The 25,341-nt window shown below is 42.3% G+C and carries 16 protein-coding genes and 1 tRNA gene; 2 read left to right on the top strand and 15 right to left on the bottom strand.

Going from position 1 to position 25,341, the window contains the following annotated elements; genetic code table 11:
* Window positions 1-353 precede the first annotated feature (353 nt).
* From rpoC to AC0J5Y_RS10900, 14 genes are all read right to left on the bottom strand, one after another.
* The gene (gene rpoC, locus AC0J5Y_RS10835) at window positions 354-4,574 is read right to left on the bottom strand and encodes a DNA-directed RNA polymerase subunit beta' (protein ID WP_475130690.1); all 4,221 of its coding nucleotides are present in this window, start codon (window positions 4,572-4,574) and stop codon (window positions 354-356) included.
* A gap of 151 nt (window positions 4,575-4,725) precedes the next feature.
* Window positions 4,726-8,844 carry a DNA-directed RNA polymerase subunit beta gene (gene rpoB / locus AC0J5Y_RS10840; RefSeq protein WP_475130691.1) on the bottom strand — a complete coding sequence of 1,373 codons (4,119 nt, stop codon included), beginning with the start codon at window positions 8,842-8,844 and terminating at the stop codon, window positions 4,726-4,728.
* Between the two features lie 752 nt (window positions 8,845-9,596).
* Window positions 9,597-9,968 carry a 50S ribosomal protein L7/L12 gene (gene rplL, locus AC0J5Y_RS10845; protein WP_475130692.1) on the bottom strand — a complete coding sequence of 124 codons (372 nt, stop codon included), beginning with the start codon at window positions 9,966-9,968 and terminating at the stop codon, window positions 9,597-9,599.
* A gap of 126 nt (window positions 9,969-10,094) precedes the next feature.
* Window positions 10,095-10,622, bottom strand: a complete 528-nt coding sequence (gene rplJ / locus AC0J5Y_RS10850; RefSeq protein ID WP_475130693.1) for a 50S ribosomal protein L10 — start codon at window positions 10,620-10,622, stop codon at window positions 10,095-10,097.
* Between the two features lie 403 nt (window positions 10,623-11,025).
* Entirely contained in the window at window positions 11,026-11,727 is a 702-nt protein-coding gene (rplA, locus tag AC0J5Y_RS10855; RefSeq protein WP_475130694.1) for a 50S ribosomal protein L1, read from the bottom strand.
* A complete protein-coding gene (gene rplK, locus AC0J5Y_RS10860; RefSeq protein ID WP_010201717.1) occupies window positions 11,728-12,159 on the bottom strand; it encodes a 50S ribosomal protein L11 in 432 nt (143 codons plus the stop codon).
* Between the two features lie 91 nt (window positions 12,160-12,250).
* On the bottom strand, window positions 12,251-12,781 hold the full coding sequence (nusG, locus tag AC0J5Y_RS10865; RefSeq protein WP_475130695.1) for a transcription termination/antitermination protein NusG: 531 nt from the start codon (window positions 12,779-12,781) through the stop codon (window positions 12,251-12,253).
* A gap of 71 nt (window positions 12,782-12,852) precedes the next feature.
* Window positions 12,853-13,341: a preprotein translocase subunit SecE gene (gene secE, locus AC0J5Y_RS10870; protein ID WP_475130696.1), complete on the bottom strand. Its 489-nt coding sequence runs from the start codon at window positions 13,339-13,341 to the stop codon at window positions 12,853-12,855.
* 51 nt (window positions 13,342-13,392) lie between these two features.
* Window positions 13,393-13,468, bottom strand: a tRNA-Trp gene (locus AC0J5Y_RS10875).
* A 326-nt stretch (window positions 13,469-13,794) separates the two neighbouring features.
* The gene (tuf, locus tag AC0J5Y_RS10880; protein ID WP_475130697.1) at window positions 13,795-14,985 is read right to left on the bottom strand and encodes an elongation factor Tu; all 1,191 of its coding nucleotides are present in this window, start codon (window positions 14,983-14,985) and stop codon (window positions 13,795-13,797) included.
* 220 nt (window positions 14,986-15,205) lie between these two features.
* On the bottom strand, window positions 15,206-17,332 hold the full coding sequence (gene fusA / locus AC0J5Y_RS10885; protein ID WP_475130698.1) for an elongation factor G: 2,127 nt from the start codon (window positions 17,330-17,332) through the stop codon (window positions 15,206-15,208).
* A gap of 371 nt (window positions 17,333-17,703) precedes the next feature.
* Window positions 17,704-18,177: a 30S ribosomal protein S7 gene (rpsG, locus tag AC0J5Y_RS10890; RefSeq protein WP_011514497.1), complete on the bottom strand. Its 474-nt coding sequence runs from the start codon at window positions 18,175-18,177 to the stop codon at window positions 17,704-17,706.
* A gap of 208 nt (window positions 18,178-18,385) precedes the next feature.
* Window positions 18,386-18,760, bottom strand: coding sequence for a 30S ribosomal protein S12 (gene rpsL, locus AC0J5Y_RS10895; RefSeq protein WP_011281154.1), 375 nt, complete (start codon window positions 18,758-18,760; stop codon window positions 18,386-18,388).
* Between the two features lie 440 nt (window positions 18,761-19,200).
* Window positions 19,201-20,487, bottom strand: a complete 1,287-nt coding sequence (locus tag AC0J5Y_RS10900; protein WP_475130699.1) for an EcsC family protein — start codon at window positions 20,485-20,487, stop codon at window positions 19,201-19,203.
* A gap of 634 nt (window positions 20,488-21,121) precedes the next feature.
* On the opposite strand from AC0J5Y_RS10900, the gene AC0J5Y_RS10905 reads away from it, so the two are divergent.
* A complete protein-coding gene (locus tag AC0J5Y_RS10905) occupies window positions 21,122-22,357 on the top strand; it encodes a beta-ketoacyl-ACP synthase II (protein WP_475130700.1) in 1,236 nt (411 codons plus the stop codon).
* Between the two features lie 3 nt (window positions 22,358-22,360).
* Window positions 22,361-24,040 carry an anthranilate synthase component I family protein gene (locus AC0J5Y_RS10910; RefSeq protein WP_475130701.1) on the top strand — a complete coding sequence of 560 codons (1,680 nt, stop codon included), beginning with the start codon at window positions 22,361-22,363 and terminating at the stop codon, window positions 24,038-24,040.
* 113 nt (window positions 24,041-24,153) lie between these two features.
* On the opposite strand, the gene hisC is transcribed toward AC0J5Y_RS10910, so the two are convergent.
* Window positions 24,154-25,287: a histidinol-phosphate transaminase gene (gene hisC / locus AC0J5Y_RS10915; protein WP_475130702.1), complete on the bottom strand. Its 1,134-nt coding sequence runs from the start codon at window positions 25,285-25,287 to the stop codon at window positions 24,154-24,156.
* Window positions 25,288-25,341 lie beyond the last annotated feature (54 nt).

Raw genomic sequence — 25,341 nt, forward strand, 5'->3', positions numbered from 1 at the left:
GCTTATCCTTTTTAGTGAGTACTGCTAAAAATAATCGGAAATTACGAATACTTATGAATACTAGAGCCAAAATCTCTGACTATAGTTAAAATATTTCAAAAACGCTACAGTGCTGCTGGTATAAATTTTTTGCAGCCTCTGTCTGCGTAGGCACAGCAAGCAAGAAAAATTAATATCAGCAGTACTTGATGTATCGATATTACTTTTCCCTGACTATATTTAAATTATGCAGTGTACTATTTTATCTCATCATTTCCCAAGAAAAAACCTGTTGTGATGGAATTTTAAAGCAAAAAAAGCCAGCAACTTAGGCTGGCTTTTTTATCTATTCAAATAACTAAACGCTATCTAGTTTAATGATTACCTTGATTCAACTCTTGAGCAAAGGCTTCATCGAAGCTTGCAAAGTCTGTCGCATCAGTCGTTGCTGACATATCAAACGCCGCATTTAAGTCTTTATCTTGCAGTTTTTGCTCTGCTTTTTCTTTACGAGCTTTATGATAAGCAAGACCAGTACCAGCTGGAATCAAGCGACCAACAACTACGTTTTCTTTCAGACCACGTAATTCATCCACTTTACCAGTGACCGCAGCAGCCGTTAGGACACGAGTCGTTTCCTGGAACGATGCGGCTGAGATAAAGCTTTCGGTTGCCAAGCTTGCTTTGGTAATACCAAGTAATTGACGTTCAAATTGAACTGGAAATTTGTCTTCCGCTTCTAGCTTGGCATTCAATGCTTTGATATCAGCATATTCTACTTGATCACCTTTAAAGTGGTTTGAATCGCCGCCATCAGTAATTTCAACTTTACGCAACATCTGACGAATGATAACTTCGATGTGTTTATCGTTGATTTTTACGCCCTGCAGACGATAAACGTCCTGTACTTCGTTAACAATGTAGTCAGCAAGCGCGGTTTGTCCTTTCAGACGTAAGATATCATGCGGATTCTGTGGACCATCAGCAATAACCTCACCACGAGCAACAGTTTCGTTTTCAAAGACGTTGATCTGACGCCATTTCGGGATCAGCTCTTCATGAATCTCGCCATCTTCATTGGTAATAATGAAGCGATTTTTACCTTTGGTTTCTTTACCAAAGCTAACAACACCCGTCATTTCAGCCATGATAGCGTGATCTTTTGGACGACGCGCTTCGAACAAATCAGCTACACGTGGCAGACCACCGGTAATATCTTTAGTACCTGAAGACGCTTGTGGTACACGACCTAGAATTGAACCGGCTGCAACTTTTTCACCATCGCTGACACGAATGATGGTTTCAGCAGGTAAGAAGTAAACGACTTCTTTACCTTCATCTGTGTTCAAGATAATCGCCGGACGTAAATCTTTTGCTGAGCTTGAACGATCACGAGTGGCTAGGATCTCAAACGAGCTCATACCAGTCGCATCATCAACTTTTACGGTAGCAGTTAAGCCATCAGTGATTTCACTGAAACGTGCGGTACCCGCGAATTCTGTAATAATAGGATGCGTGTGCGGATCCCATTTAGCGATGGTTTGACCGCCTTCAACTTGCTCTTCATTTTTCACAAGAACGCTTGAACCATAAGGGACTTTATAGCGTTCACGCTCACGACCAAGCTCATCGGTCAAGGCGATTTCAGCTGAACGCGATACGATAACCAAATGACCATCGGTATGCTGTACAGTTTTCATGTTTTCAAAATGCGCTTGACCAGCACTACGGACTGAAATGCTGTTGTCCACAGAAGCAGAACTTGCCGCTCCACCAACGTGGAAAGTACGCATAGTCAACTGAGTACCAGGCTCACCGATAGACTGCGCTGCCATAACACCGACAGACTCGCCGATATTCACTTTATGACCACGAGCAAGGTCACGACCATAACATTGTGAACAAACGCCATGTTCGATATCACAAGTAATCACCGAACGTACCCATATATCGTCGATTGCATTGTTATCTAGTACTTTAACCCAATGCTCATCAATCAACGTACCCGCTGGAATCAAGATTTTTTCAGCATTATCGTTATAAGTGACATCACGTGCCGTTACACGGCCCAGTACAAGCTCACCCAACTTCTCGATGATCTCGCCACCTTGAATATGCGGTTTCATAAGCAAGCCTTGCTCAGTACCGCAGTCATCACTAGTGATAACCAAATCTTGTGCCACATCAACCAAACGACGCGTCAAGTAACCTGAGTTAGCTGTTTTCAATGCCGTATCCGCAAGACCTTTACGCGCACCATGCGTTGAGATAAAGTACTGAAGTACAGTCAAACCTTCACGGAAGTTAGCTTTAATCGGTGTTTCAATGATTGAGCCATCTGGCTTGGCCATCAAACCACGCATACCAGCAAGCTGACGAATCTGTGCCGCGCTACCACGAGCACCAGAATCTGACATGATAAAGATAGAGTTAAATGACTTCTGCTCTTCCTCGATACCTTTAGCATTGATAATTTTATCAGTCGCTAAGTTGTCCATCATCGCTTTAGCGACTTTGTCATTAGTACGTGACCAGATATCGACCACTTTATTATAACGCTCACCAGCCGTTACAAAGCCTTGCTCAAACTGGTCTTCAATTTCACGCACTTCAGCTTCAGCGACTTCGATGATTTGCTTTTTCAGTGGTGGAATAACCATATCATCGATACCGATAGACACACCAGATAGTGTCGCTTGTGCAAAACCAAGATACATCAATTGGTCAGCAAACATAACACTTTCTTTTACGCCCACTTTACGGTAGCAAGAGTTGATCAATTTAGAGATATTCTTCTTAGTCATCTCTTCATTACATTCGTCAAACGACATACCAACAGGCATGATGTTCCAGATTAACAAACGACCAGCAACGGTATCTTTGATACTCGTCTCTTTAGTACGATTGCCATCATCATCAATATGCGTTTCAGTGACACGAACTTTAATCTTGGCGTTAACATGTAAATCGTTTGAACCAATTGCACGCAATGCTTCATTAACGGTGGCAAAAATCATGCCCTCGCCTTTGGCATTTACTGACGAGCGGCTGATGTAATACAAGCCCAATACAACATCCTGTGATGGTACGATGATTGGCTCACCGTTAGCAGGAGACAAGATATTGTTGGTCGACATCATCAGCGCACGTGATTCAAGCTGAGCTTCTAGCGTCAATGGCACGTGAACCGCCATTTGGTCACCATCAAAGTCGGCGTTGAATGCGGTACAAACGAGCGGATGCAATTGAATTGCTTTACCTTCGATTAGTACTGGCTCAAATGCTTGCAAGCCCAAACGGTGAAGCGTTGGTGCACGGTTAAGAAGCACTGGATGCTCACGGATAACCATGGCCAGCATATCCCACACTTGTGGCTCTTCACGCTCTACCATCTTTTTGGCAGCTTTAATCGTTGTCGCCAAACCATGAGACAATAGTTTGTTATAAGTAAATGGCTTGAACAATTCAAGTGCCATTTTCTTTGGTAGACCACACTGATGTAGACGTAGGGTTGGACCAACAACGATCACCGAACGACCAGAATAATCAACACGTTTACCTAGTAAGTTCTGACGGAAACGACCTTGCTTACCTTTGATCATATCAGCCAAAGATTTCAATGGACGCTTGTTACTACCAGTAATAGCTCGACCGCGGCGACCGTTATCAAGCAAGGCATCTACTGACTCTTGCAACATACGTTTTTCGTTACGTACGATGATATCAGGAGCGCTCAGCTCAAGCAGACGCTTTAAACGGTTATTACGGTTAATAACGCGGCGATATAAATCGTTCAAATCTGATGTTGCAAAACGACCGCCTTCTAGTGGTACTAGCGGACGCAAATCTGGTGGTAGTACTGGTAAGATATTCATTACCATCCACTCAGGCTTGTTATTAGAATCACGGAATGCTTCTAATAATTTAAGACGCTTAGACATTTTTTTAAGCTTGGTTTCAGAACCCGTTTGCGGAATCGCTTCACGCAGCTCATCAATCTCTAAATCTAAATCGATATCTTTTAAAAGGTCTTGAACGGCTTCAGCACCCATTTTGGCAGTGAATTCATCGCCAAATTCTTCAAGGGCTTTATAATAATCTTCGTCATCAAGCAGCTGATACTTCTCTAAAGAAGTCAGACCTGGCTCAGTCACGATGTAGCTTTCAAAATACAGAACGCGCTCGATATCACGAAGCGTCATGTCTAGCAATAGACCGATGCGGCTTGGTAATGATTTTAAAAACCAAATATGCGCAACAGGGCTCGCTAAATCGATATGACCCATGCGGTCACGACGAACTTTTGCAGTCGTGACTTCAACGCCACATTTTTCACAGATAACGCCTTGAAACTTACGACGCTTATACTTACCACATAAACATTCAAAATCTTTTACTGGACCAAAAATTTTGGCACAAAAAAGACCATCACGTTCAGGTTTGAACGTACGGTAGTTAATGGTTTCAGGTTTTTTTACTTCACCATGCGACCATGACTTAATAACGTCAGGCGATGCCAAGGTAATTTGGATGCTATCAAACTCATGGTTACCATTGCTGGTAGGGCTTTGCATGATATCGAGTAAATCTTTCAAGTTGCTTCTCCGTTATCTTTATAATCATCTGACAGCGTATTATGAGCGTGGCCACGATGAATGAAGGCAATGAATAGGGTTGAGACAAATCACCAAAAGCAGCAGCAATGAGCATACTGCCTTTAGTTGACAACTAAGTTAAACAACGGATTTAGTTGCTTTGTTTTAACTCAATATTGATACCCAGTGATTTGATTTCTTTGGTCAATACGTTAAACGATTCAGGCATACCTGGATCCATATATTGCTCACCATCGACGATATTTTTGTACATACGCGTACGGCCTTCAACATCATCCGACTTCACAGTCAGCATCTCTTGTAGTGTATATGTTGCGCCGTAAGCTTCTAGTGCCCAAACTTCCATCTCACCAAAGCGCTGACCACCAAACTGCGCTTTACCGCCGAGTGGCTGCTGCGTCACTAGTGAGTAAGAGCCTGTTGAACGCGCATGCATTTTGTCATCGACCAAATGGTTAAGTTTCAGCATATACATATAGCCAACCGTCACTTTACGGTCAAACTTCTGACCAGTACGACCATCATACAATGTCTGTTGACCATCACGATCCATACCAGCAAGCTCTAACAGATCTTTAACTTGGCTTTCTCTTGCACCGTCAAATACTGCTGTGCCCATTGGTACACCAGCGCGCAAGTTGTCTGCTAGCGCCATGATGTCATCATCACTCAAGCTATCAAGATCAACTTGCTCACCGCCGACTTGGTTATAGATTTTGTCTAAGAAGTCACGTAAATCTTTAATCGCTGCTTGCGATTTGAGCATACCATCGATCTTCTCACCCAAGCCTTTCGCTGCCATACCCAAATGCGTCTCTAGCACCTGACCGATGTTCATACGAGATGGTACACCAAGCGGATTCAAGACGATGTCAACGGTATTACCATTTTCATCATAAGGCATATCTTCAACTGGCATAATGCGCGAGACAACACCTTTGTTACCATGGCGACCCGCCATTTTATCACCAGGCTGAATACGACGCTTAACCGCAAGATATACCTTAACGATTTTTTGTACGCCATGCTGCAAGTCATCACCAGCAGTTAGTTTGCGTTTCTTCTCAGCAAACTTCACATCGATGTCTTTTTGCTTATCAACTAAGTACTCAGCGATTTGTGTTAGACGCTCAGAGATTTCTTCTTCAACAGGCTGGATGTCAAGCAAGGTCTCAAGGCTCATATCTTTCATATCAGCCAATGCCATCACTGTACCGGCTTTCAGACCTGAACCACCACTGACTTTTTGACCGTCTAATAGATTACCAATACGACCACGAGCCGCTTCTTCAAAGATACGTAGCTCTTCTTTTAAATCTTTACGATAGCTATCAAGCTGTGATTTTTCAATCGCTCTTGCACGTGCATCTTTTTCAACACCATCACGGGTAAAGACTTGAACGTCAATAACTGTGCCTTTGCTTGATGTTGGTACACGTAATGAGGTGTCTTTAACATCAGCCGCTTTTTCACCAAAGATAGCTCTGAGTAGTTTTTCTTCTGGCGTTAGTTGCGTTTCACCTTTTGGCGTCACTTTACCAACTAGAATATCACCAGCATCAACTTCAGCACCGATATAGACGATACCTGCTTCATCGAGGCTTGATAGCGCCGCTTCACCGACGTTTGGAATATCTGCAGTAATCTCTTCAGTACCTAGCTTGGTATCACGTGCCACACAGGTCAATTCTTGAATATGAATAGTAGTAAAACGATCTTCTTTTACGACTTTTTCAGAGAGCAAGATTGAATCTTCGAAGTTATAACCATTCCACGGCATAAATGCGATACGGATGTTCTGACCCAAGGCAAGCTCACCAAGATCCGTTGAAGGACCATCAGCCAAGATATCACCTACAGCAATTTCATCGCCTTGGTTTACGATAATACGTTGGTTAATACAAGTGTTTTGGTTAGAACGCGTATATTTAACTAAGTTATAGATATCAATACCGGCTTCACCAGCAATCATCTCATCTTCATTTACACGAACAACAACACGTGAGGCATCAACGTCTTCGATCACACCGCCACGCTTAGCGATCACACAAACACCTGAGTCACGCGCAACGTGACGCTCCATACCGGTACCTACTAATGGCTTATCAGCACGTAGTGTAGGAACTGCCTGACGCTGCATGTTTGAACCCATCAAGGCACGGTTAGCGTCATCATGCTCTAAGAATGGAATCAGACCAGCGGCTACCGATACTACCTGACTTGGCGACACATCCATATGCGTCACTTTTTCTGGCGGCATACGCACGAATTCACCGTAGCTACGCACACTGACCATCTCATCAGATAACGCGCCTTCTGCGGTTACTGGTGAATCAGCCTGTGCAATGACCGTACCGACTTCTTCAATTGCTGATAGATACTCAATGACATCCGTTACTTTACCATCAACCACACGGCGATAAGGCGTTTCTAAGAAGCCAAAGCTGTTCGTCTTTGCAAAGGTCGCTAATGAGTTAATCAAACCAATGTTTGGACCTTCAGGAGTCTCAATCGGACATACGCGACCATAATGGGTATCATGTACGTCACGTACTTCAAAGCCTGCACGTTCACGGGTCAGACCACCGGGTCCTAGTGCAGATACACGGCGTTTATGCGTGACTTCAGACAATGGATTATTTTGATCCATAAACTGTGATAACTGGCTCGAGCCAAAGAATTCTTTGACCGCCGCCGCAACAGGTTTTGAGTTAATCAAATCTTGTGGTGATAAATTATCAGATTCAGCTGAGCTTAAACGCTCTTTGACCGCACGCTCAACACGTACTAGACCAACACGGAATTGATTTTCTGCCATCTCGCCAACCGAACGAATACGACGGTTACCTAAATGGTCGATATCATCAACTTCGCCGCGACCATTACGAATCTCGATAAGCTCTTTTAGAACGTTAACGATATCGGCATTGGTCAAGACGCTACGTTCACGCTGGATATCAGCGTCATCGGTATCTACAAAATCAAGACCTAAACGACGGTTAAACTTCATACGACCGACATTCGATAAGTCATAACGATCCGCGTTAAAGAACATGCTGTCAAAAAGTTTCTCAGCAGTCTCAACCGTTGGTGGCTCACCTGGGCGCATGACTTTATAAATCTCAATCAAAGCTTCTTCGCGGCTTGACGTACTATCTGCACGTAGCGTATCGGCAATATAACTGCCTTGATCGATATCGTTAGTAAACAGAATACTAAATTCTTTAATAGATTCACTGGCTTCAAACGCACTCAATTTAACCAAGAGTTCATGGTCAATCAGCGTGTTAGCACGAGCAATAACTTCATCATTAACGATGATATCTTCGGCTAGAATACGCTCATATAAATATTCATCAGGAATCGAGATTTTCGTCATACCTGCTTCTTCAAGCTGACGGATACGGCGAGCATTAATACGTTTGCCCTGCTCAACAACCACGTCACCTGCAGGCGTGACGATATCGAACTGTGCCATCTCGCCACGTAAGCGATCAGCAACCAGATCAATCTCGAACTGCTCTTCGCCTTTATAAACTCGCACTTTATCAAAGAATAAATCTAAGATCTCAGAAGTGCTTAAGCCTAAAGCGCGTAAAATAATAGACGCTAATAACTTACGACGACGATCAATACGAGCAAAAACCAAGTCTTTAGCATCAAATTCAAAATCTAACCATGAACCACGGTAAGGGATAATACGGGCGTTATAAAGCACCTTACCACTTGAATGCGACTTACCTTTATCATGGTCAAAGAACACACCAGGTGAACGATGTAGCTGAGATACGATAACACGCTCAGTACCATTAATAATAAAGGTACCGTTAGCAGTCATCAGTGGCATCTCGCCCATATAGACACTTTGCTCACGAATATCTTTAATAGCTGCTTTGCTGTCTTTATCTTTGCTGTCTTTGTCTTTGATGATTAAGCGAATTTTGACACGCATAGGCGCAGCAAACGTCGAACCACGTAAGATACACTCACGCTCATCAAATTCAGGCGTACCTAAATAGTACTCAACGAATTGTAGCTCTGCATTACCAGAGTGACTCTCAATTGGGAAAATAGAAGAGTATGCAGCTTGCAAGCCAGTATTCTCACGAGCTTTTGGCTTTTTATGCTCTTGCAAAAATTGCTCATAAGAATCTACTTGAATAGACAGTAAATAGGGAATGTCCATTACAGTAGGCAATTCAGCAAAACTTTTGCGAATACGCTTTTTTTCAGTATAAGAATATGCCATCGAGAGTCCTTACAGTAAACGTGGAAACAAATTAAAATCGCGGCTGGCGTGCATAAATATTATGCAAACTAAGCGACGTAAACGACAATATAAAACAGGTGTTCTTTTTAAAGCACAGTTAATCTTTTTAGGGCGTTGTATCAATTACTATCTTAACAATCAGTGCTTGCTTTGCACTCTAAATACGATCTTGCTATCGTCATTTGAGTCAGCCTATATGACTGCTCAGAGCAAAAACTTCAATCTTAAAGTGTTGGCAATATGTCACTTTTAAAGCTTAAGTGACAGTTACTTTATCTAAATATAAACGCGACTAGCATAGTGTATAAACGATTTAACATCCAAACTGGCCACTGCCAAAATCAATATCGTCGGTGATGTATACCGTCTACGAGCCTATATACTGACAGTAAAATCACGCTAGAAAGCTTATTCAATAGTTTTTGATTAGTAATAAGTAGGACAATTATAATGCTTATAAATAATAATATTCAGAGTCAATATAAGTGATAATATTAATAGAAAACGTGCAGACACAAAAAAATGCCAAACATCTATTGACGTTTAGCCACATTATCTGATTTCAATAACTACTAAGTGTGCTTGCATGTATATCGTCTGTCCTTTTGATGGGTATCCACCGTGTTGTTGCTTACGACTGTTGGCAGACACAAAAGGTCAAGATACGAATTATAGTAAAAAAAAGCTGATAATGCAAGGCATTACCAGCTTTTTTTCGTACTGCCGTTAAACTATTTTAGTTCAACAGTTGCACCAGCTTCTTCAAGTTTCTTTTTCAACTCTTCAGCTTCAGCTTTGTTAACGCCTTCTTTGATTGGAGCTGGAGCGCTTTCAACCAAATCTTTCGCTTCTTTCAGACCAAGACCAGTCGCTTCACGTACGGCTTTAATTACGCCAACTTTCTTCTCGCCAAAGCTGGCAAGAACTACGTCAAACTCGTCTTTTTCTTCAGCAGCAGCAACAGCAGGACCAGCAGCAGCAGGTGCAGCAGCAACAGCAGCTGTTACGCCGAATTTTTCTTCCATAGCGCTGATTAATTCAACGATATCCATTACTGACATTTCAGCGATTGCGTTTAACACGTCATCTTTAGATAGTGCCATGAGAACTCTCCGTTATCTGATAAAAATTAATTGATTTTAAAATCGCTTAGATTGCTTGCCAAATTTTCAAATAGTGTTGGCAATAAAGTGCAATCAGCGATGTCAAAGTTACGTTAAAACAAGCAATTAAGCAGCTTCTTTTGCGTCTTTGATTGCTGCAACAGTGCGAACGAACTTGCCAGGAACTGCGTTCATAGTCTGGACAAGCTTGGTCACTGGTGCATTCATAGTAGCCATCAAGATAGAGAGTGCTTCGTCGCGAGTTGGTAGCTTCGATACGCGCTCTAGCTCTTCTGGACCATAAACAACACCACCAACTGATACCAATTTGGTCTCTAAAGCTTTGTGATCTTTACTGAAGTCAAAAATGACTCGAGCAGCAGATCCCAAATCTTCCATAGAGAAAGCCAAAAGTAATGGACCAGTCATACGGTCTGACATGCTCTCAAACTTAGTGCCTTCAAACGCACGTTTTGCTAGGGTATTTTTTACCACTTTCAAAACGACGCCTTTTTCACGGGCTTGTTCGCGTAGCTTAGTAAGCTTTGCAACACCAATACCATGATATTCGGCAGCTACTGCTGAGTAAGCATTAGCAGCAACTTCAGACACTTCAGCCACAACTTGTTGTTTTTGCTCTAGCGTTAATGCCATAAGTTGACTCCTTTAATCTAATCAATCATCCTGTAATCTAAATCACAAACTAAGATTGACTTGATACGACACGTTACGAATGTATTTATTAAAAACAAACATACTCATAACGACTGATTACGGCACCGTTATCAGAATGACATCAAGTGACAGGTTGCCCTATCGGCTCTTATCAACAACTGGGTGGGCCACCGTCTGCGTAGGACAATTAAGATTTTCATCTTTCATCGATTAACAACAGCAGCTCAATGTAATGAACTTTGATCTACAAGAGTCATAATCCATTTTACCAAACCGCTGTCTACCTACGGTCTTAGACAGCATAGCGTTTGCTACGCTGACCTAATTCTTTAAAATATTTTGTCTCATTATTCAAAATTGTTGAATAACAGATCATACTCAATTATTTCGCTGTACGGTATGGAACTGGATCGATACTTAGACCAGGACCCATAGTGCTAGACAAGGTAATTCTCTTAATGAAAGTACCTTTAGAAGTAGCAGGCTTAGCACGTCTTAAATCTGCAATCAGTGCTTCAGCATTCTGGATTACTTGCTCAGCAGTAAAACCAACTTGACCGATAGTCGTGTGGATAATACCTGCTTTGTCTACACGATACTGTGCTTGACCGGCTTTAGCGTTAAGAACTGCTTCAGCAACGTTAGGCGTAACCGTACCGACTTTAGGGTTAGGCATTAGACCGCGTGGGCCTAAGATAGTACCTAATTGACCAACAACGCGCATCGCATCAGGAGCAGCGATAACCACGTCAAAGTCCATGTTACCGGCTTTGATTGATTCTGCTAGGTCTTCAAAACCAACGATGTCAGCACCAGCTTCTTTGGCAGCTTCAGCAGCCGCACCTTGAGCAAATACAGCAACGCGTTTGGTTTTACCAGTACCCGCAGGTAGGTTGGTTGCGCCACGTACCACTTGATCAGATTTACGTGGGTCAACGCCCAAGTTTACAGCGATATCAATAGACTCTTTGAATTTAAGAGCTGGTAAATCGTTTAGGATTTGAACCGCTTCTTCAATCGTGTATTGTTTTTCGTGCTCAATACGGCTATTGATTTCTTTTTGACGCTTAGTAAGTTTACTCATTTACACACCCTCCACGGTAATACCCATTGAACGTGCAGTACCAGCGATGGTACGAACAGCAGCATCAAGATCAGCCGCAGTCAAATCTGCATCTTTGGTCTTAACGATGTCTTCTAACTGAGCACGGTCAACCTTACCGACTTTAGCGGTGTTAGGTGTACCAGAACCTTTAGCAATACCAGCAGCCTTACGTAGCAAATACGCCGCTGGTGGTGATTTCATGATGAAAGTAAAAGACTTATCGCTATATACAGTGATCTCAGTAGGAATCGGTAAACCCGGCTCTTGGTTTGAGGTCGCAGCATTAAATTCTTTACAGAACGCCATAATGTTCACGCCTTTTTGACCCAATGCTGGACCAATCGGTGGTGAAGGATTTGCTTTGCCTGCAGGCACTTGCAGTTTGATGTAACCATCAATCTTCTTAGCCATGATACTCTCCTAAATGGGTGATAGCGCCAAATCAATGTGGTATAAACCTTATTGATTAACAGCTCCCCGGTTGATGAACTTTTTTGCTGATTTAATCTAGCTTCTCAACTTTACTAAATTCAAGCTCAACCTGAGTCGGTCGATTAAATACGTTCACTGTTAAATGTAATTTAGACTTTTCGTAATCCACTTTTTCAACCAACCCTTTAAAGTCAGTGAATGGACCATCGATAACCAATAACTCTTCACCCGGCTCAAATAGAGTCTTAGGACGCGGGTCAGTTTCAGTCTGATTCAAACGATTTAAAATACGATTAGCTTCTACTTCCGTAATCGGCGCAGGCGTCTCTGGCGTACCGCCAACAAAGCCCATAATACGTGGGCAATCTTTAACGATGTGCCAAGTATTGTCGTTCATGTCCATCTGGATCAATACATAACCCGGAAAGAACTTACGCTCACTTTTACGTTTTTTGCCGTCTTTCATTTCGACGACTTCTTCAGTAGGTACCAATACATCGCCGAAAAACTCAGCAAATTCACTACGATTAATACGATCAGTTAATGAACGTTGTACTTGCTTTTCATATCCTGAAAATGCTTGGACAATATACCAACGCATATCACGCTCCTGATCATTATAAGTAAGTCGTTATCCATAAATCTTGGCTAAACAGTCGCTAATACGCGTCATTAACCAATAAATATGCCAACGAACCAATTAAAAAAGTTATCTAATAGCCAAACTAATAAACCAACCACCGCAATCATAGCTATCGTTTGCCATGTATATTGGAAGGTTTCGTCTTTACCAGGCCAAGTAACGCGACGTAGTTCTACAGCAGCGTCTTTTAATAAAGTTTTAAATGCACGGCCCTGATTCGTCATTGCAAGACATAACAGCGCAAATATAAAAAGCGCAACGATAATACCAATACGTACCCAAAGGTCATTGGCAGGTTGCCAATAGCCGGGCAAATATTGATTAACTAACGTTGCACCAATTAAAACAACTGCGGCCAGTAGCCACAAAATCACATCTTTTACTGAACCCGTCTTAGCAATCTCAACAGCAGTCGTTTTATTACCTGCTGAAGTATGCTTATCTTTGGACAGCATTCCACCAGCAACTGCCTTAGCATCAGATAACTTAGTCTCGAGGTTATCTTGATTATTGCTCATAAAGAACTCACTTCGGAGATGGTGGGGTATGACAAAGATGTGATAAGAAGATGGCAGGCGATGTAGGACTCGAACCTACAACCCTCGGTTTTGGAGACCGATGCTCTACCAATTGAGCCAATCGCCTAGGGGTGTTAAGGCTGATAATTATACAAGGTTTTACTAAGAATGCAAGTTTTAAGACGATATTTTATTTACTTAATGCAATGAATCATTACTTTAATAGAGAAAAGTCAGAAAATTCTATTTAAAATTAAAAATAGAAGTCAAAATCAGAGATGGATTTATTGCTTTAAACTTTTAAACATACAGACCTTATTTTAATAAATACTGAATTGATTAGCATTTCTGCGATTTAGCAAACCATTCACCCACAAAAAAGCCACCCTCTTTCAAGGATGGCCTTTGACTAACTTATTAACGAAGATCAGATTACTCTGACAGCGTTAATTATTAGTTTAATACGTTAGCAACAACACCAGCGCCTACTGTACGGCCGCCTTCACGAATAGCAAAGCGAAGACCTTTGTCCATAGCGATTGGGTGGATAAGCTCTACGCCCATCTCAACGTTATCACCAGGCATAACCATTTCAGTACCTTCTTGTAATTGGATTGCGCCAGTTACGTCAGTGGTACGGAAGTAGAACTGTGGACGATAGCCGTTTAGGAATGGTGTGTGACGACCACCCTCTTCTTTTGACAATACATAGACTTCAGCGTCAAACTTGGTATGCGGCGTGATTGAACCTGGCTTAGCTAGTACTTGGCCACGTTGTACGTCTTCACGCTTAGTACCACGTAGTAGTACGCCACAGTTTTCGCCTGCACGACCTTCGTCAAGCAGTTTACGGAACATCTCTACACCAGTACAGGTGGTTTTTTGAGTGTCACGGATACCAACGATTTCGATTTCGTCGCCAACGCGTACGATACCAGATTCAACACGGCCAGTGACAACAGTACCACGACCTGAGATTGAGAATACGTCTTCGATTGGCATTAGGAATGCTTTGTCGATGTCACGCTCTGGCTCTGGGATGTAGGTGTCAAGAACGTGTAATAGTTCTACAACCGCTGGTTGACCATATTTTTCTTGTGAGCCTTTTAGGGCTTCAGTCGCAGAACCATGGATGATTGGGGTGTCATCACCTGGGAAGTCATAGTCGCTCAATAATTCACGAACTTCCATTTCTACTAGCTCTAACAATTCTTCGTCATCAACAACGTCGCACTTGTTCATGAATACAACGATGTACGGTACGCCAACCTGACGTGAAAGCAGGATGTGCTCACGAGTTTGTGGCATAGGGCCGTCAGTTGCAGATACGACTAGGATTGCGCCGTCCATCTGGGCTGCACCGGTGATCATGTTTTTAACATAATCGGCGTGACCTGGGCAATCAACGTGAGCGTAATGACGTGATGGGGTGTCATATTCTACGTGTGAGGTGTTGATGGTGATGCCACGTGCTTTTTCTTCTGGTGCTGAGTCAATAGACGCGTAGTCTTTGGCTTCGCCACCTGAAGTGATTGCAGCTACGGTTGCGATTGCAGCGGTAAGGGTGGTTTTACCGTGGTCAACGTGTCCGATGGTACCGACGTTAACATGTGGTTTTAGACGTTCAAACTTGGCCTTTGCCATGGGTATTTCCTCTTTTTTTAGGGTCAACTGCTTAATTTATATGAAGTAATTAAGTGAATACTGACCACATTAAGATAACTGTTAAAAGGGTGCACATACTAATGTGCAGATATTATAAGAAAATCACGAGCAATAACAAGTCTTTTAACCAATTATTGCTCGATTATCTACTGACAATATAAAGATATGTCTTATATTGCCATGATCGATAGATTTTTACTTATTCGTCATCATCTTTATTGTTGAATTTAGAGATGATAGCTTCTGCAACTGATTTTGGAATTTCAGCGTACTTTTGGAATTCCATAGAGTAAGTTGCACGGCCCTGTGACATTGAACGCATTTGTGTGGCATAGCCAAACATTTCCGCTAATGGTACTTCAGCACGAATCTGCTTAGTGCCACCAGGTAAGTCTTCCATACCTTGAACCATACCACGACGACGATTAAGATCGCCCATGATATCGCCCATATAGTCTTCAGGTGTTTCAACTTCTACTTTCATCACTGGCTCAAGTAGCGTTGGGTTTGCAGCCATGAAGCCTTTACGGAATGCGATAGAACCAGCCATTTTAAATGATAACTCATCCGAGTCAACATCATGGTAAGAACCATCATACAAGGTCGCTTTTACGCCAACGATCGGATAACCTGCAAGTACGCCATTTTTCATGCGCTCTTGAATACCTTTATCAACCGCACCATGGAATTCTTTTGGTACCGTACCACCAACAACTTCTTCTTTGAATTCATAAAGAACATCGCCAGCTGGATCCATAGGCTCAAGACGTAACCAAACGTGACCGAATTTACCACGACCACCAGTCTGACGTACGAATTTGCCTTCTTGCTCAACTGTGTTACGAATCGTTTCGCGATAAGCAACCTGAGGTGCGCCGATGTTAGCTTCAACACCAAACTCACGCTTCATACGGTCAACAAGAATCTCAAGATGCAGCTCACCCATACCACTGATAATAGTCTGACCAGATTCTTCGTCAGTATGTACACGGAACGATGGATCTTCTTTCGCCAAACGACCTAAAGCGATTGACATTTTTTCTTGGTCAGCTTTGGTTTTAGGTTCAACCGCTAGACTGATAACTGGATCTGGGAATTCCATACGCTCAAGCGTAATAACATTTTGCTCGTCACACAACGTATCACCAGTGGTTACATCTTTCATGCCAACCAAGGCTGCGATATCACCAGTACGGATTTCTTGCAACTCTTCTTGAGAGTTTGCCATCATCTGTACGATACGGCCAACACGCTCACGTTTCATTTTAACTGGGTTATAAACGCTGCTACCTTGCTTTAGAACACCTGAATAAACACGAACGAAGGTTAAGTTACCAACAAACTTATCATTCATGATTTTGAATGCTAAAGCTGAGAACGGTGCTTCGTCTGACGCTTCACGAGTGCCTTCAGATTCATCTTTGTCATCAAGGATACCGCGAATAGCCGGTACATCCATTGGTGCAGGAAGATACTGAATAACAGCGTCCAACATCTTCTGGACACCTTTATTTTTAAAGGCAGTACCACAAAGAAGTGGAATGATTTCGTTATCAATAGTCAACTGGCGAATAGCAGAGTTAATTTGATCAACCGTTAATTCACCGTTCTCAAGATACTCATTCATCAATTCTTCAGTCGCTTCAGCAGCACTTTCTACTAGATACTCACGATATTCTTCCGCTTTTTCTTGTAGTTCTGCTGGGATTTCACGCTCATCATATTCCATACCTTGAGACGCTTCGTCCCAATAGACGGCTTTCATCGTTACTAGATCTACAACGCCTTCAAAGTCGTCTTCTTTACCAATTGGGATAACCAATGGTACTGGCTTGCCGCCTAAACGAGTTTTAATCTGTTCTACTACGCGGTAGAAATCAGCGCCAACGCGATCCATTTTGTTAATGAATGCAAGACGTGGAACTTTATATTTGTTTGCCTGACGCCATACGGTTTCAGACTGTGGCTGAACGCCGCCTACTGCACAGTAAACCATGCAAGCGCCATCAAGAACACGCATAGAACGTTCAACTTCAATCGTGAAGTCAACGTGACCTGGGGTGTCAATGATATTGATACGGTGTTCGTCAAACTGTTTTGCCATACCTGACCAAAAACAAGTTGTCGCCGCTGAGGTGATAGTAATACCACGCTCTTGTTCTTGCTCCATCCAGTCCATAGTGGCTGCGCCATCATGTACTTCACCAATCTTGTGGCTAACACCGGTATAGAACAAAACACGTTCAGTAGTGGTCGTTTTACCAGCATCAATGTGCGCAGAGATACCAATATTGCGATAGCGCTTTAGGGGAGTTTTACGAGCCATAGTGTTTTCCTAGGGAAATTCGTGTATATATTAATGTGTTGTGTCTCTACCTCTACTCTATGACAAAGCCATTCAGCCCTGCAATATTACTAATCATTGAACCTAATACGGGCAAAAAAGAGTAACTAATAAGAATAGTGCGGCATCAAACTCAGGAGACTTTCTTTACAGAATAGCATCCCTTTCCAGAACAGCATCTTGACAGATGTCCGCCATCTGAGAATGAGTGTGTCTGTCATTTATCTTTCAATAATTACAAGCAAATCATTTATTAACAATGGCGACAATCAATAGAATAAATTATATCTAGATGACTGGCATACACCAGTCATCCAACACTACTTTTAAAAAACAAATTAATTAAGAGTAGCTTAGAAACGATAATGAGAGAATGCTTTGTTAGCATCTGCCATGCGGTGAACTTCGTCACGCTTCTTCATAGCATTACCTTTGCCATCAGCAGCATCATTCAATTCGCCAGCTAAACGTAAAGCCATTGATTTTTCAGAACGCTTTGCAGCAGCTTCAGCTAACCAACGCATAGCCAAGGCGGTACGACGGGAGGGGCGTACTTCCATTGGTACTTGATAGGTTGCACCACCAACACGGCGAGCTTTTACTTCAACCATTGGGCGAACATTTTCCAATACTTCTTCAAAGAAAGAAACTGGATCTTCAATGTTGCGCTTTTGGCTTACTGTTTCAAGTGCACCGTAAACGATACGCTCAGCAGTAGATTTTTTACCATGACTCATGACATGGTTGATGAATTTTGCAACAGTTTGGCTACCAAACTTAGGATCCGGTAGGATCTCACGGGTAGCAACGACGCGACGTCTTGGCATAATAAATATCCTTTTCTTCAGGAGTGTCTGACATTCACAATCTCGCACCAATTAATATTGGATGGCGTTATATCGAGTTGTCAGTCAGCCTTACTGCATGGCGGTATGTGATAAAGGTTAATGACTCATTTGGTCAAAAATTACTCACATCAGACCCATGCACAGTTAATGTTTGATACAAAGAAACTCATTTAATAACAGTTAGTTATTAAACTTTAGGTTTCTTAGCACCATATTTAGAACGACCTTGCTTACGGTCTTTAACGCCTGCGCAATCTAGTGCACCACGAACGGTGTGATAACGTACACCTGGTAGATCTTTTACACGACCACCACGGATAAGAACAACACTGTGCTCTTGTAGGTTATGACCTTCGCCGCCGATGTAGCTTGATACTTCATAACCTGAAGTCAAACGTACACGACATACTTTACGCATGGCTGAGTTAGGTTTTTTAGGGGTAGTAGTATATACGCGAGTACATACACCACGGCGTTGTGGGCACGCTTCCAACGCAGGAACTTTTGACTTTTCCTTGATGGTTTTGCGACCTTTACGAATCAATTGGTTAGTTGTTGCCATGAGGCATCCTTCTCCCGTTTGGTAAAAAACAAAAAAATAGGGAAACGCACCATCCATCTGACTTTAACGACAGATTTTGGCACACCCATTTTTAGGACAGTGTATTATAAAGACTTGTTGCTGCTATTTCAACCACTTATGAGTAGTTGGACTTTACAGCAGCGGATAGATATGTATTCAGTCTACTACTATACCACTTTATCTGTTTTTAACGGCATAACCAAAAAAACAGCTAACTAAATACGGTATCAAAAGTAGATGATTACATCATTTAGATAAGATATTTAGAGACAAAAAACAGTCATTTACTTGAGCTATATGGCGATATCGGTTTAATTTTCAATAGCAGTAAGCCGATATCGCCAACATTAAAAACAAATAGCAAATACGTAGAGCTTCAGTATCCTAAAACGAAATAATCAATAAACCTTAATGGGTTATTATTTACTCGACTTAGCAGCGGCTTTTTGTGTTTTGCTGTCAGAAGATTTAGCTGCACTATTCTGCTTATCATTCTTAGTGCTGTCGACTTTTTTTTCACTAGCCTTCTTTTCGTCAGCTGTAGCATCATTTTGAACATCGTCTTCTTTATCGTCAGCTTTTTTCTGAGTATCTTTTGCATCCTCTTTTGTAACATTATCGTCTGACTTTATGTTTTTTGATGTTGCATCTTTTGATTCTTTTTCTTTAGATTCCTTCTCCAGTGGTGCAGCATCTTGAGCTTTGTCTTCTTTCTGCTCAGTACTGCCCGTTGCCTTACTAACCTTTACTTCGCTACTACTGTCATCCGTAATAGCGCGATTGGCAAGCTTAGCTTCTGGCGCAAAAGTTGCTTGAGCCACGCCAATAACCTCATCAATCAGCTGACTGTTATAGCGCATACCAACGATAACGGCAGTGGCTGGTAGGAATCGGCGTATCCACGTTAAGTTAATTTGATCCAAATCAACACCGACCTGACTGGCAATACTGTCCACTTGCTCTGCGTAAAAATTAACTTTTTTATTCTGCAAGCCTAAGTTTTTGAGCTCATTATGCAAACCGCTGCTTTGGGCGCTATCCAATAAACCTTTACCAATACCAATACCTGCCAGCAATGCTTGCTTCTCTTGCATTTTGCTGAGATCTGCATTGGCAAGTAACTCATATGCCATTTTGACGCCTTGCTTACCAGTTAACGGCTTGTTATATACAGCGCCCAATTGATAAACCGTGCGTAGAGAAACCAACAATAACCATAATGTATCCGCAAGCAAGCCCGGCAAACCTGCCAAACCTGTAACACCGCCAAGCGTGGCAAGTGCACGGTTTTGATTGGCGATATCGGTCGCTAACGCGTAACGCTCCTCGTCGTCTAAGCGAGCAATATTGGCAAAGCGATGCTGATTCGGTAAGTCAATTTGACTCCAGTTGTCGGCAAGCTTAGCAATTTGAGCAAAAGCGCCATCAACGGTCGACTCAAAAAAGCTATTCGGCACTACTTTTTTGGCATATTTACTATAAGCTGCAAAGCGTGTACCCAATAGCTGCTGAGTGGCTTTTAACGTTTGCTCACGGAACAAATCTTGTTGATAATCTTCATCGCCTAAGTTCACCGCTTTAAATTGACGCGGTTTATCAGTTTTTGCATTCGCGCTATCAATCATGGCGCCCATACGCTCTAAATTGCCACGCGTAAAAGAGCCAACCGTATTAATACCTTTCGATAAAGTGCTACGCTTTCCCATCTTGATATCCTTAGTATGATGTTTGTTATAAAGTAATGTGGTTAGAGAACCAGGTGTTAAATTACTATTGTTCAAATATTGTTATAACACCCTTTTTATAATAATACGCTGTTTGCCATTCTAGCGAACCCCTATTGCGAGTGTCAGTGCGAACAATGTTATCGCTATCAGCCCTTTTGTATCCAAAAGTGTCATTTATCCATGAGAACTTAACCATCGTAGTATATCTATTACTTCAGCTCGTATTAAAGACGTTTGTACCATGACATACATCTACTTCATTGTTTGCTCTTTAATAGCAAACGGCATAAAATTATAGAATAATCATTGTTACTGATAAGCCCTATTTTATTATTATTTTGCATTTACTCAAACATTTTGCCACCTCGATACGGTATCATATGCCATAATTCAAAGTACACTTGTACCATTATTTACCTGCACTCTATTTCTCTCAACTCTCTATGAATCCCTAATAGCGTTAGAGTCTGCTGCTAGCACTTAAATGCCTTGATATAACAACACATTTATTATCAAAAATAGAGAGAGATGAAGTGATATGGTGGAAGTAGATATTTTAAAACGATGATTAAAAGTAATTATCAAAAAAATCGTTACTAATAAGGAATATTGTATGCGCCGCGTTGTTATCACTGGAGCAGGGATTGTCTCTTGTATCGGACATGATTTGGCTACTGTCACAGAGGCTCTTAAACAAGGACGCTCTGGTATCACATTCAACGAATCTTATGCTGAGCACGAGTTCAAATCACACGTCAGCGGCAGTATTGATCAATCACAGCTTGATACCTCAGCTATTGACCGCAAACTAAAACGGTTTTTTAGTGACGCAAGTCTATATGCTTATGTCAGTGCGTTAAGTGCAATTAAGCACGCTGGACTCTCTTTAGAAACCATCAATAATAATCCGCGTGTGGGCGTAGTCGCCAGCTCAGGCGGTGCGTCAACAGAAAATATCGTCAATGCAATAGACGCCATGCGAGAAAAAGGGTTACGCGGCGTTGGTGCGATGGCTGTACCAAAAACAATGGGCAGCTCAGTATCGGCGGCGCTTGCTACGGGTCTAAAAATCCAAGGTATCTCATACTCATTAACCTCGGCTTGTGCGACGTCAACGCATTGTATCGGTCATGCTGTCGAGCTTATTCAATTGGGTAAAGCAGATGTGATACTCGCTGGTGGTAGTGAAGCAGAACATTGGACTCAGTCTTGTATGTTTGATGCCATGGGCGCTGTCAGCACTCAATACAACGGTACCCCAGAGCTTGCCTCAAGAGCTTATGACAAAGACCGTGATGGTTTTGTTATCGCTGCAGGCGGCGCGATGGTAGTCGTTGAAAGCTTAGAACATGCCCAAGCACGCGGTGCCAATATTTTGGCTGAAATCGTCGGTTACGGTGCCAGCTCTGATGGCGCAGAAATGGTCGCTCCAAGCGGTGAAGGCGCAGTACGCTGTATGAAGCTGGCACTTGCTGAAGCTGGTTTAGAAAGCGTAGATTATATCAATAGCCATGGTACCAGTACGCCACTTGGTGACATCACTGAGCTTAAAGCCATTGCCAAAGTATTTGATAACGATATCAGTAAAGTACCTGCGATTAGCTCAACCAAGTCTATGACAGGTCATAGCTTGGGTGCGGTCGGTGCGCAAGAGCTCATTTATTGCTTACTGATGTTACAAGACGGCTTTATTGCACCAAGTATCAATATTACAGAATTAGATCCAGCTGCCAAAGGCTTTGATATCGTCACTAAAAAACGCGATGTTGAGCTTGAGACTCTTATGAGCAATAGCTTTGGCTTTGGTGGTACTAATGCCACATTAATCATCAAAAAGTTTGACGCTTAGACTATGGTTGTAATAGATTCTCATACTACTGTACAGAAAGATTCTGCCCTACCGCCAGCTAGCAAAACTAGCTGGCGTTTTGGTGACTTATCTGCTGCCGAATTAATGCCGCACCTGCAACGATATTTGTTAGAACAAAATAGTAAAGCAAACTGGCAGCTGGTTTGGCTCAATAACGATGGGCTACCAGTCATTGGCTTATTACCAAAGACGAGCTGGTGCGTTTATCCTGTGACTAATGACACGCTGCATGCTACTAAACAGGCAAGCCTTTATAAAGTCGAGAAAACATGGCGTAGGAATGTTCACCTTTATAGTAATTCCAGTGATAGTGCTATTACAAGCTATATGAGTTATAGCGACTGGCAAGAGGAATTAATTGCTTACAGTCGGGCTCATGAAAATAGCAGTGCTAGCTCACTCTCAATAAGTCAGGATAATCAGTCGCCGAATTATCAGCATGGCTTAATAGGTTTTATCAGTTATGACATCAGCGCTCATGAATTAAGCCCAACTGCCAATATTGAGATGGCAGCACAGCCGTGCGCATTGCTAGGGCATTACGATATCTATCTCACAGCAGATGCAAGTAATCCAAACGATTGGCAGCTAAAGGTAAATAATGATAACAATAATAACTCTGACAGCAGCTCAGTCCAGCAGGATACAAATGCTCTAATCAGAGTACTGACATCTTATTTGGATAGTTTGGATAATCAACTATCAAATGAGAATGTCACTAAAAAATACTCCTGTAAAACGCCGCCTTTATTACTAAAAGCTCAGTGGAGCAAACGACACTATCAGCAGGCGTTCCATCAAACACAAAATTATTTGCAGCAAGGCGATTGTTATCAGATTAATTTAACCCAAGCATGGAGTGGCTATTTAAGCGCTTATGAAGATAATTCAATCACAAGCCTCATTGACTATTTACCTGCTCTGCACGCTAATACTCAAGCGCCTTTTGCAGGATATATAGCCATTGATAGCTATCATCATGAAGGTAAAGTAAATACATCAAACCACCAGTTTGAATTATTAAGCTGTTCGCCTGAATTGTTTTTTACCTTTAGCAAAGATATTGAGACTGACAAGCATCATATACGTACCAAGCCGATCAAAGGAACCATGCCGCGCGGCTTAACAACCGAACAAGACAATGACTACAAGCAGCAGTTAATTAATAGCGAAAAAGACCGTGCCGAAAACGTCATGATTGTGGATTTGTTACGTAATGACTTGGGTAAATACGCCAAAGTCGGTAGCGTAAAAGTGCCTCAGCTATTTGCGATTGAGAGCTTTAGTAATGTACATCATATGGTCAGCACCATTACCGCCGAGCTCAAGACAGATACCCATCCGTTAAGCGTCTTATTTGGCAGTTTGCCTGCAGGATCAATTACTGGCACGCCAAAAAAACGGGCGGTGGAGATTATTGCAGAACTGGAAGCGGCACCACGTAGTGCTTATTGTGGCACCATGGGCTATATGAACTTTGATGGTAGCGGTCAGTGGAATGTACTGATTCGCACACTACAAACAACCAGCACAACAGACAACAGTAAACAAGTCAGTTTATGGGCAGGCGGAGGTATTACCGTTGCCTCTGACTGCGATGCTGAATATCAGGAATGCCTAGATAAGGTCGGCAACCTACTCTCTGTCCTTGCTAACGACTGAGGCTTAAGTTAGAAGACAGCTTAAAGCGGCGCAAAAGAGCCTGCTAACATGATGTTAGCAGGCTCTTTTATGACTTATAAAACATTGTTTTAGTACTATAGTTAAGCTAGATATTAATTAACTTCAACATCTGCCACTGCTTGTAGCGCTTTTAACGCATCAATTAAACGCGCGTTCTGGGCAGCGGTGCCAATCGTAATGCGCAAATACTCACTAATACGCGGCTTATCAAAATGACGAACAATGATACCTTGCTCACGTAATACTTCTGCTACTTGACTGGCAGCACCATCATGAGGACGCGCAAATACAAAGTTGGCATGTGATGGCAGTACGTCATAACCTAATGCTGTCAACTCAGCCGTCAATGATGTACGAAAATCGATGACCTGCTGGCGAGTTTTCTCAAAATATTCAACATCTAAGACGCTAGCTGTTGCACCAGCTTGTGCCAACTTATCAAGTGGATAACTATTAAAGCTGTTTTTCATACGCGTTAATGCTTCAATCAATGAGGCATTACCAAATGCCATACCGACACGCAGTCCGGCAAGCGAGCGCGATTTTGAAAAGGTCTGGGTAACGAGCAAGTTATCAAATTCATTAATAAGGCTAACCGCTGATACTTCTACGTCTGTACTACTCTCTTCTGGCTGAGCAAAATCAATATACGCCTCATCAATCACAATCACTGAGTTTGAGTGCTCGCCTGCAAGCTTACGGATATCGGCAAGCGACAATAATAAACCGGTTGGCGCATTTGGATTGGCAATAACGATACCACTGCAAGGTCGACGATAGGCATCAGGACTGATACTAAAATCTGCTTCTAATGGGATTTGCACAAGCTCTATACCAAAGGTATTGGCATAAACGGGATAAAAGCTGTAGCTAATATCAGGCGCTAAAATTGGGCGCTCTTTTAAGAAGAAGCTGGCAAATACCAATGCCAATACTTCATCTGAGCCATTACCAACAAACACTTGATTGATATCAAGATCATAAAGCGTGGCCAATGCGCCACGCAATTCTTCAGACTCAGGTGCAGGGTACAAGCGCAAATCATCCGCTTGCTGCGCTAAGACTTCAATAATCGCCTCACCCACTTTTGGTGAAGGTGGAAATGGATTTTCATTGGTATTCAACTTGCATAAATTGTGATGCTGGGGCTGCTCGCCAGGGACATACGGCGATAAATTACGCGCTTTAGATGACCAAAGTCTGTTATCTATCTTTGATTCACTCATAAGTTATCCTACTATTAATCACAGAAATGGTTATTTCTAAAACTGTTATTCCAA

This window comes from Psychrobacter sp. TS_SC_6 (genome assembly GCF_056156305.1).

What these genes read in the sequence shown, in the direction of transcription:
- rpoB (WP_475130691.1), bottom strand. Translation starts at nt 8,844, where the DNA reads ATGGCATATTCTTATACTGAAAAAAAGCGTATTCGCAAAAGTTTTGCT.
- rplL (WP_475130692.1), bottom strand. Translation starts at nt 9,968, where the DNA reads ATGGCACTATCTAAAGATGACGTGTTAAACGCAATCGCTGAAATGTCA.
- rplJ (WP_475130693.1), bottom strand. Translation starts at nt 10,622, where the DNA reads ATGGCATTAACGCTAGAGCAAAAACAACAAGTTGTGGCTGAAGTGTCT.
- rplA (WP_475130694.1), bottom strand. Translation starts at nt 11,727, where the DNA reads ATGAGTAAACTTACTAAGCGTCAAAAAGAAATCAATAGCCGTATTGAG.
- rplK (WP_010201717.1), bottom strand. Translation starts at nt 12,159, where the DNA reads ATGGCTAAGAAGATTGATGGTTACATCAAACTGCAAGTGCCTGCAGGC.
- nusG (WP_475130695.1), bottom strand. Translation starts at nt 12,781, where the DNA reads ATGCGTTGGTATATTGTCCAAGCATTTTCAGGATATGAAAAGCAAGTA.
- secE (WP_475130696.1), bottom strand. Translation starts at nt 13,341, where the DNA reads ATGAGCAATAATCAAGATAACCTCGAGACTAAGTTATCTGATGCTAAG.
- tuf (WP_475130697.1), bottom strand. Translation starts at nt 14,985, where the DNA reads ATGGCAAAGGCCAAGTTTGAACGTCTAAAACCACATGTTAACGTCGGT.
- fusA (WP_475130698.1), bottom strand. Translation starts at nt 17,332, where the DNA reads ATGGCTCGTAAAACTCCCCTAAAGCGCTATCGCAATATTGGTATCTCT.
- rpsG (WP_011514497.1), bottom strand. Translation starts at nt 18,177, where the DNA reads ATGCCAAGACGTCGCGTCGTTGCTACCCGTGAGATCCTACCGGATCCT.
- rpsL (WP_011281154.1), bottom strand. Translation starts at nt 18,760, where the DNA reads ATGGCAACAACTAACCAATTGATTCGTAAAGGTCGCAAAACCATCAAG.
- AC0J5Y_RS10900 (WP_475130699.1), bottom strand. Translation starts at nt 20,487, where the DNA reads ATGGGAAAGCGTAGCACTTTATCGAAAGGTATTAATACGGTTGGCTCT.
- AC0J5Y_RS10905 (WP_475130700.1), top strand. Translation starts at nt 21,122, where the DNA reads ATGCGCCGCGTTGTTATCACTGGAGCAGGGATTGTCTCTTGTATCGGA.
- AC0J5Y_RS10910 (WP_475130701.1), top strand. Translation starts at nt 22,361, where the DNA reads ATGGTTGTAATAGATTCTCATACTACTGTACAGAAAGATTCTGCCCTA.
- hisC (WP_475130702.1), bottom strand. Translation starts at nt 25,287, where the DNA reads ATGAGTGAATCAAAGATAGATAACAGACTTTGGTCATCTAAAGCGCGT.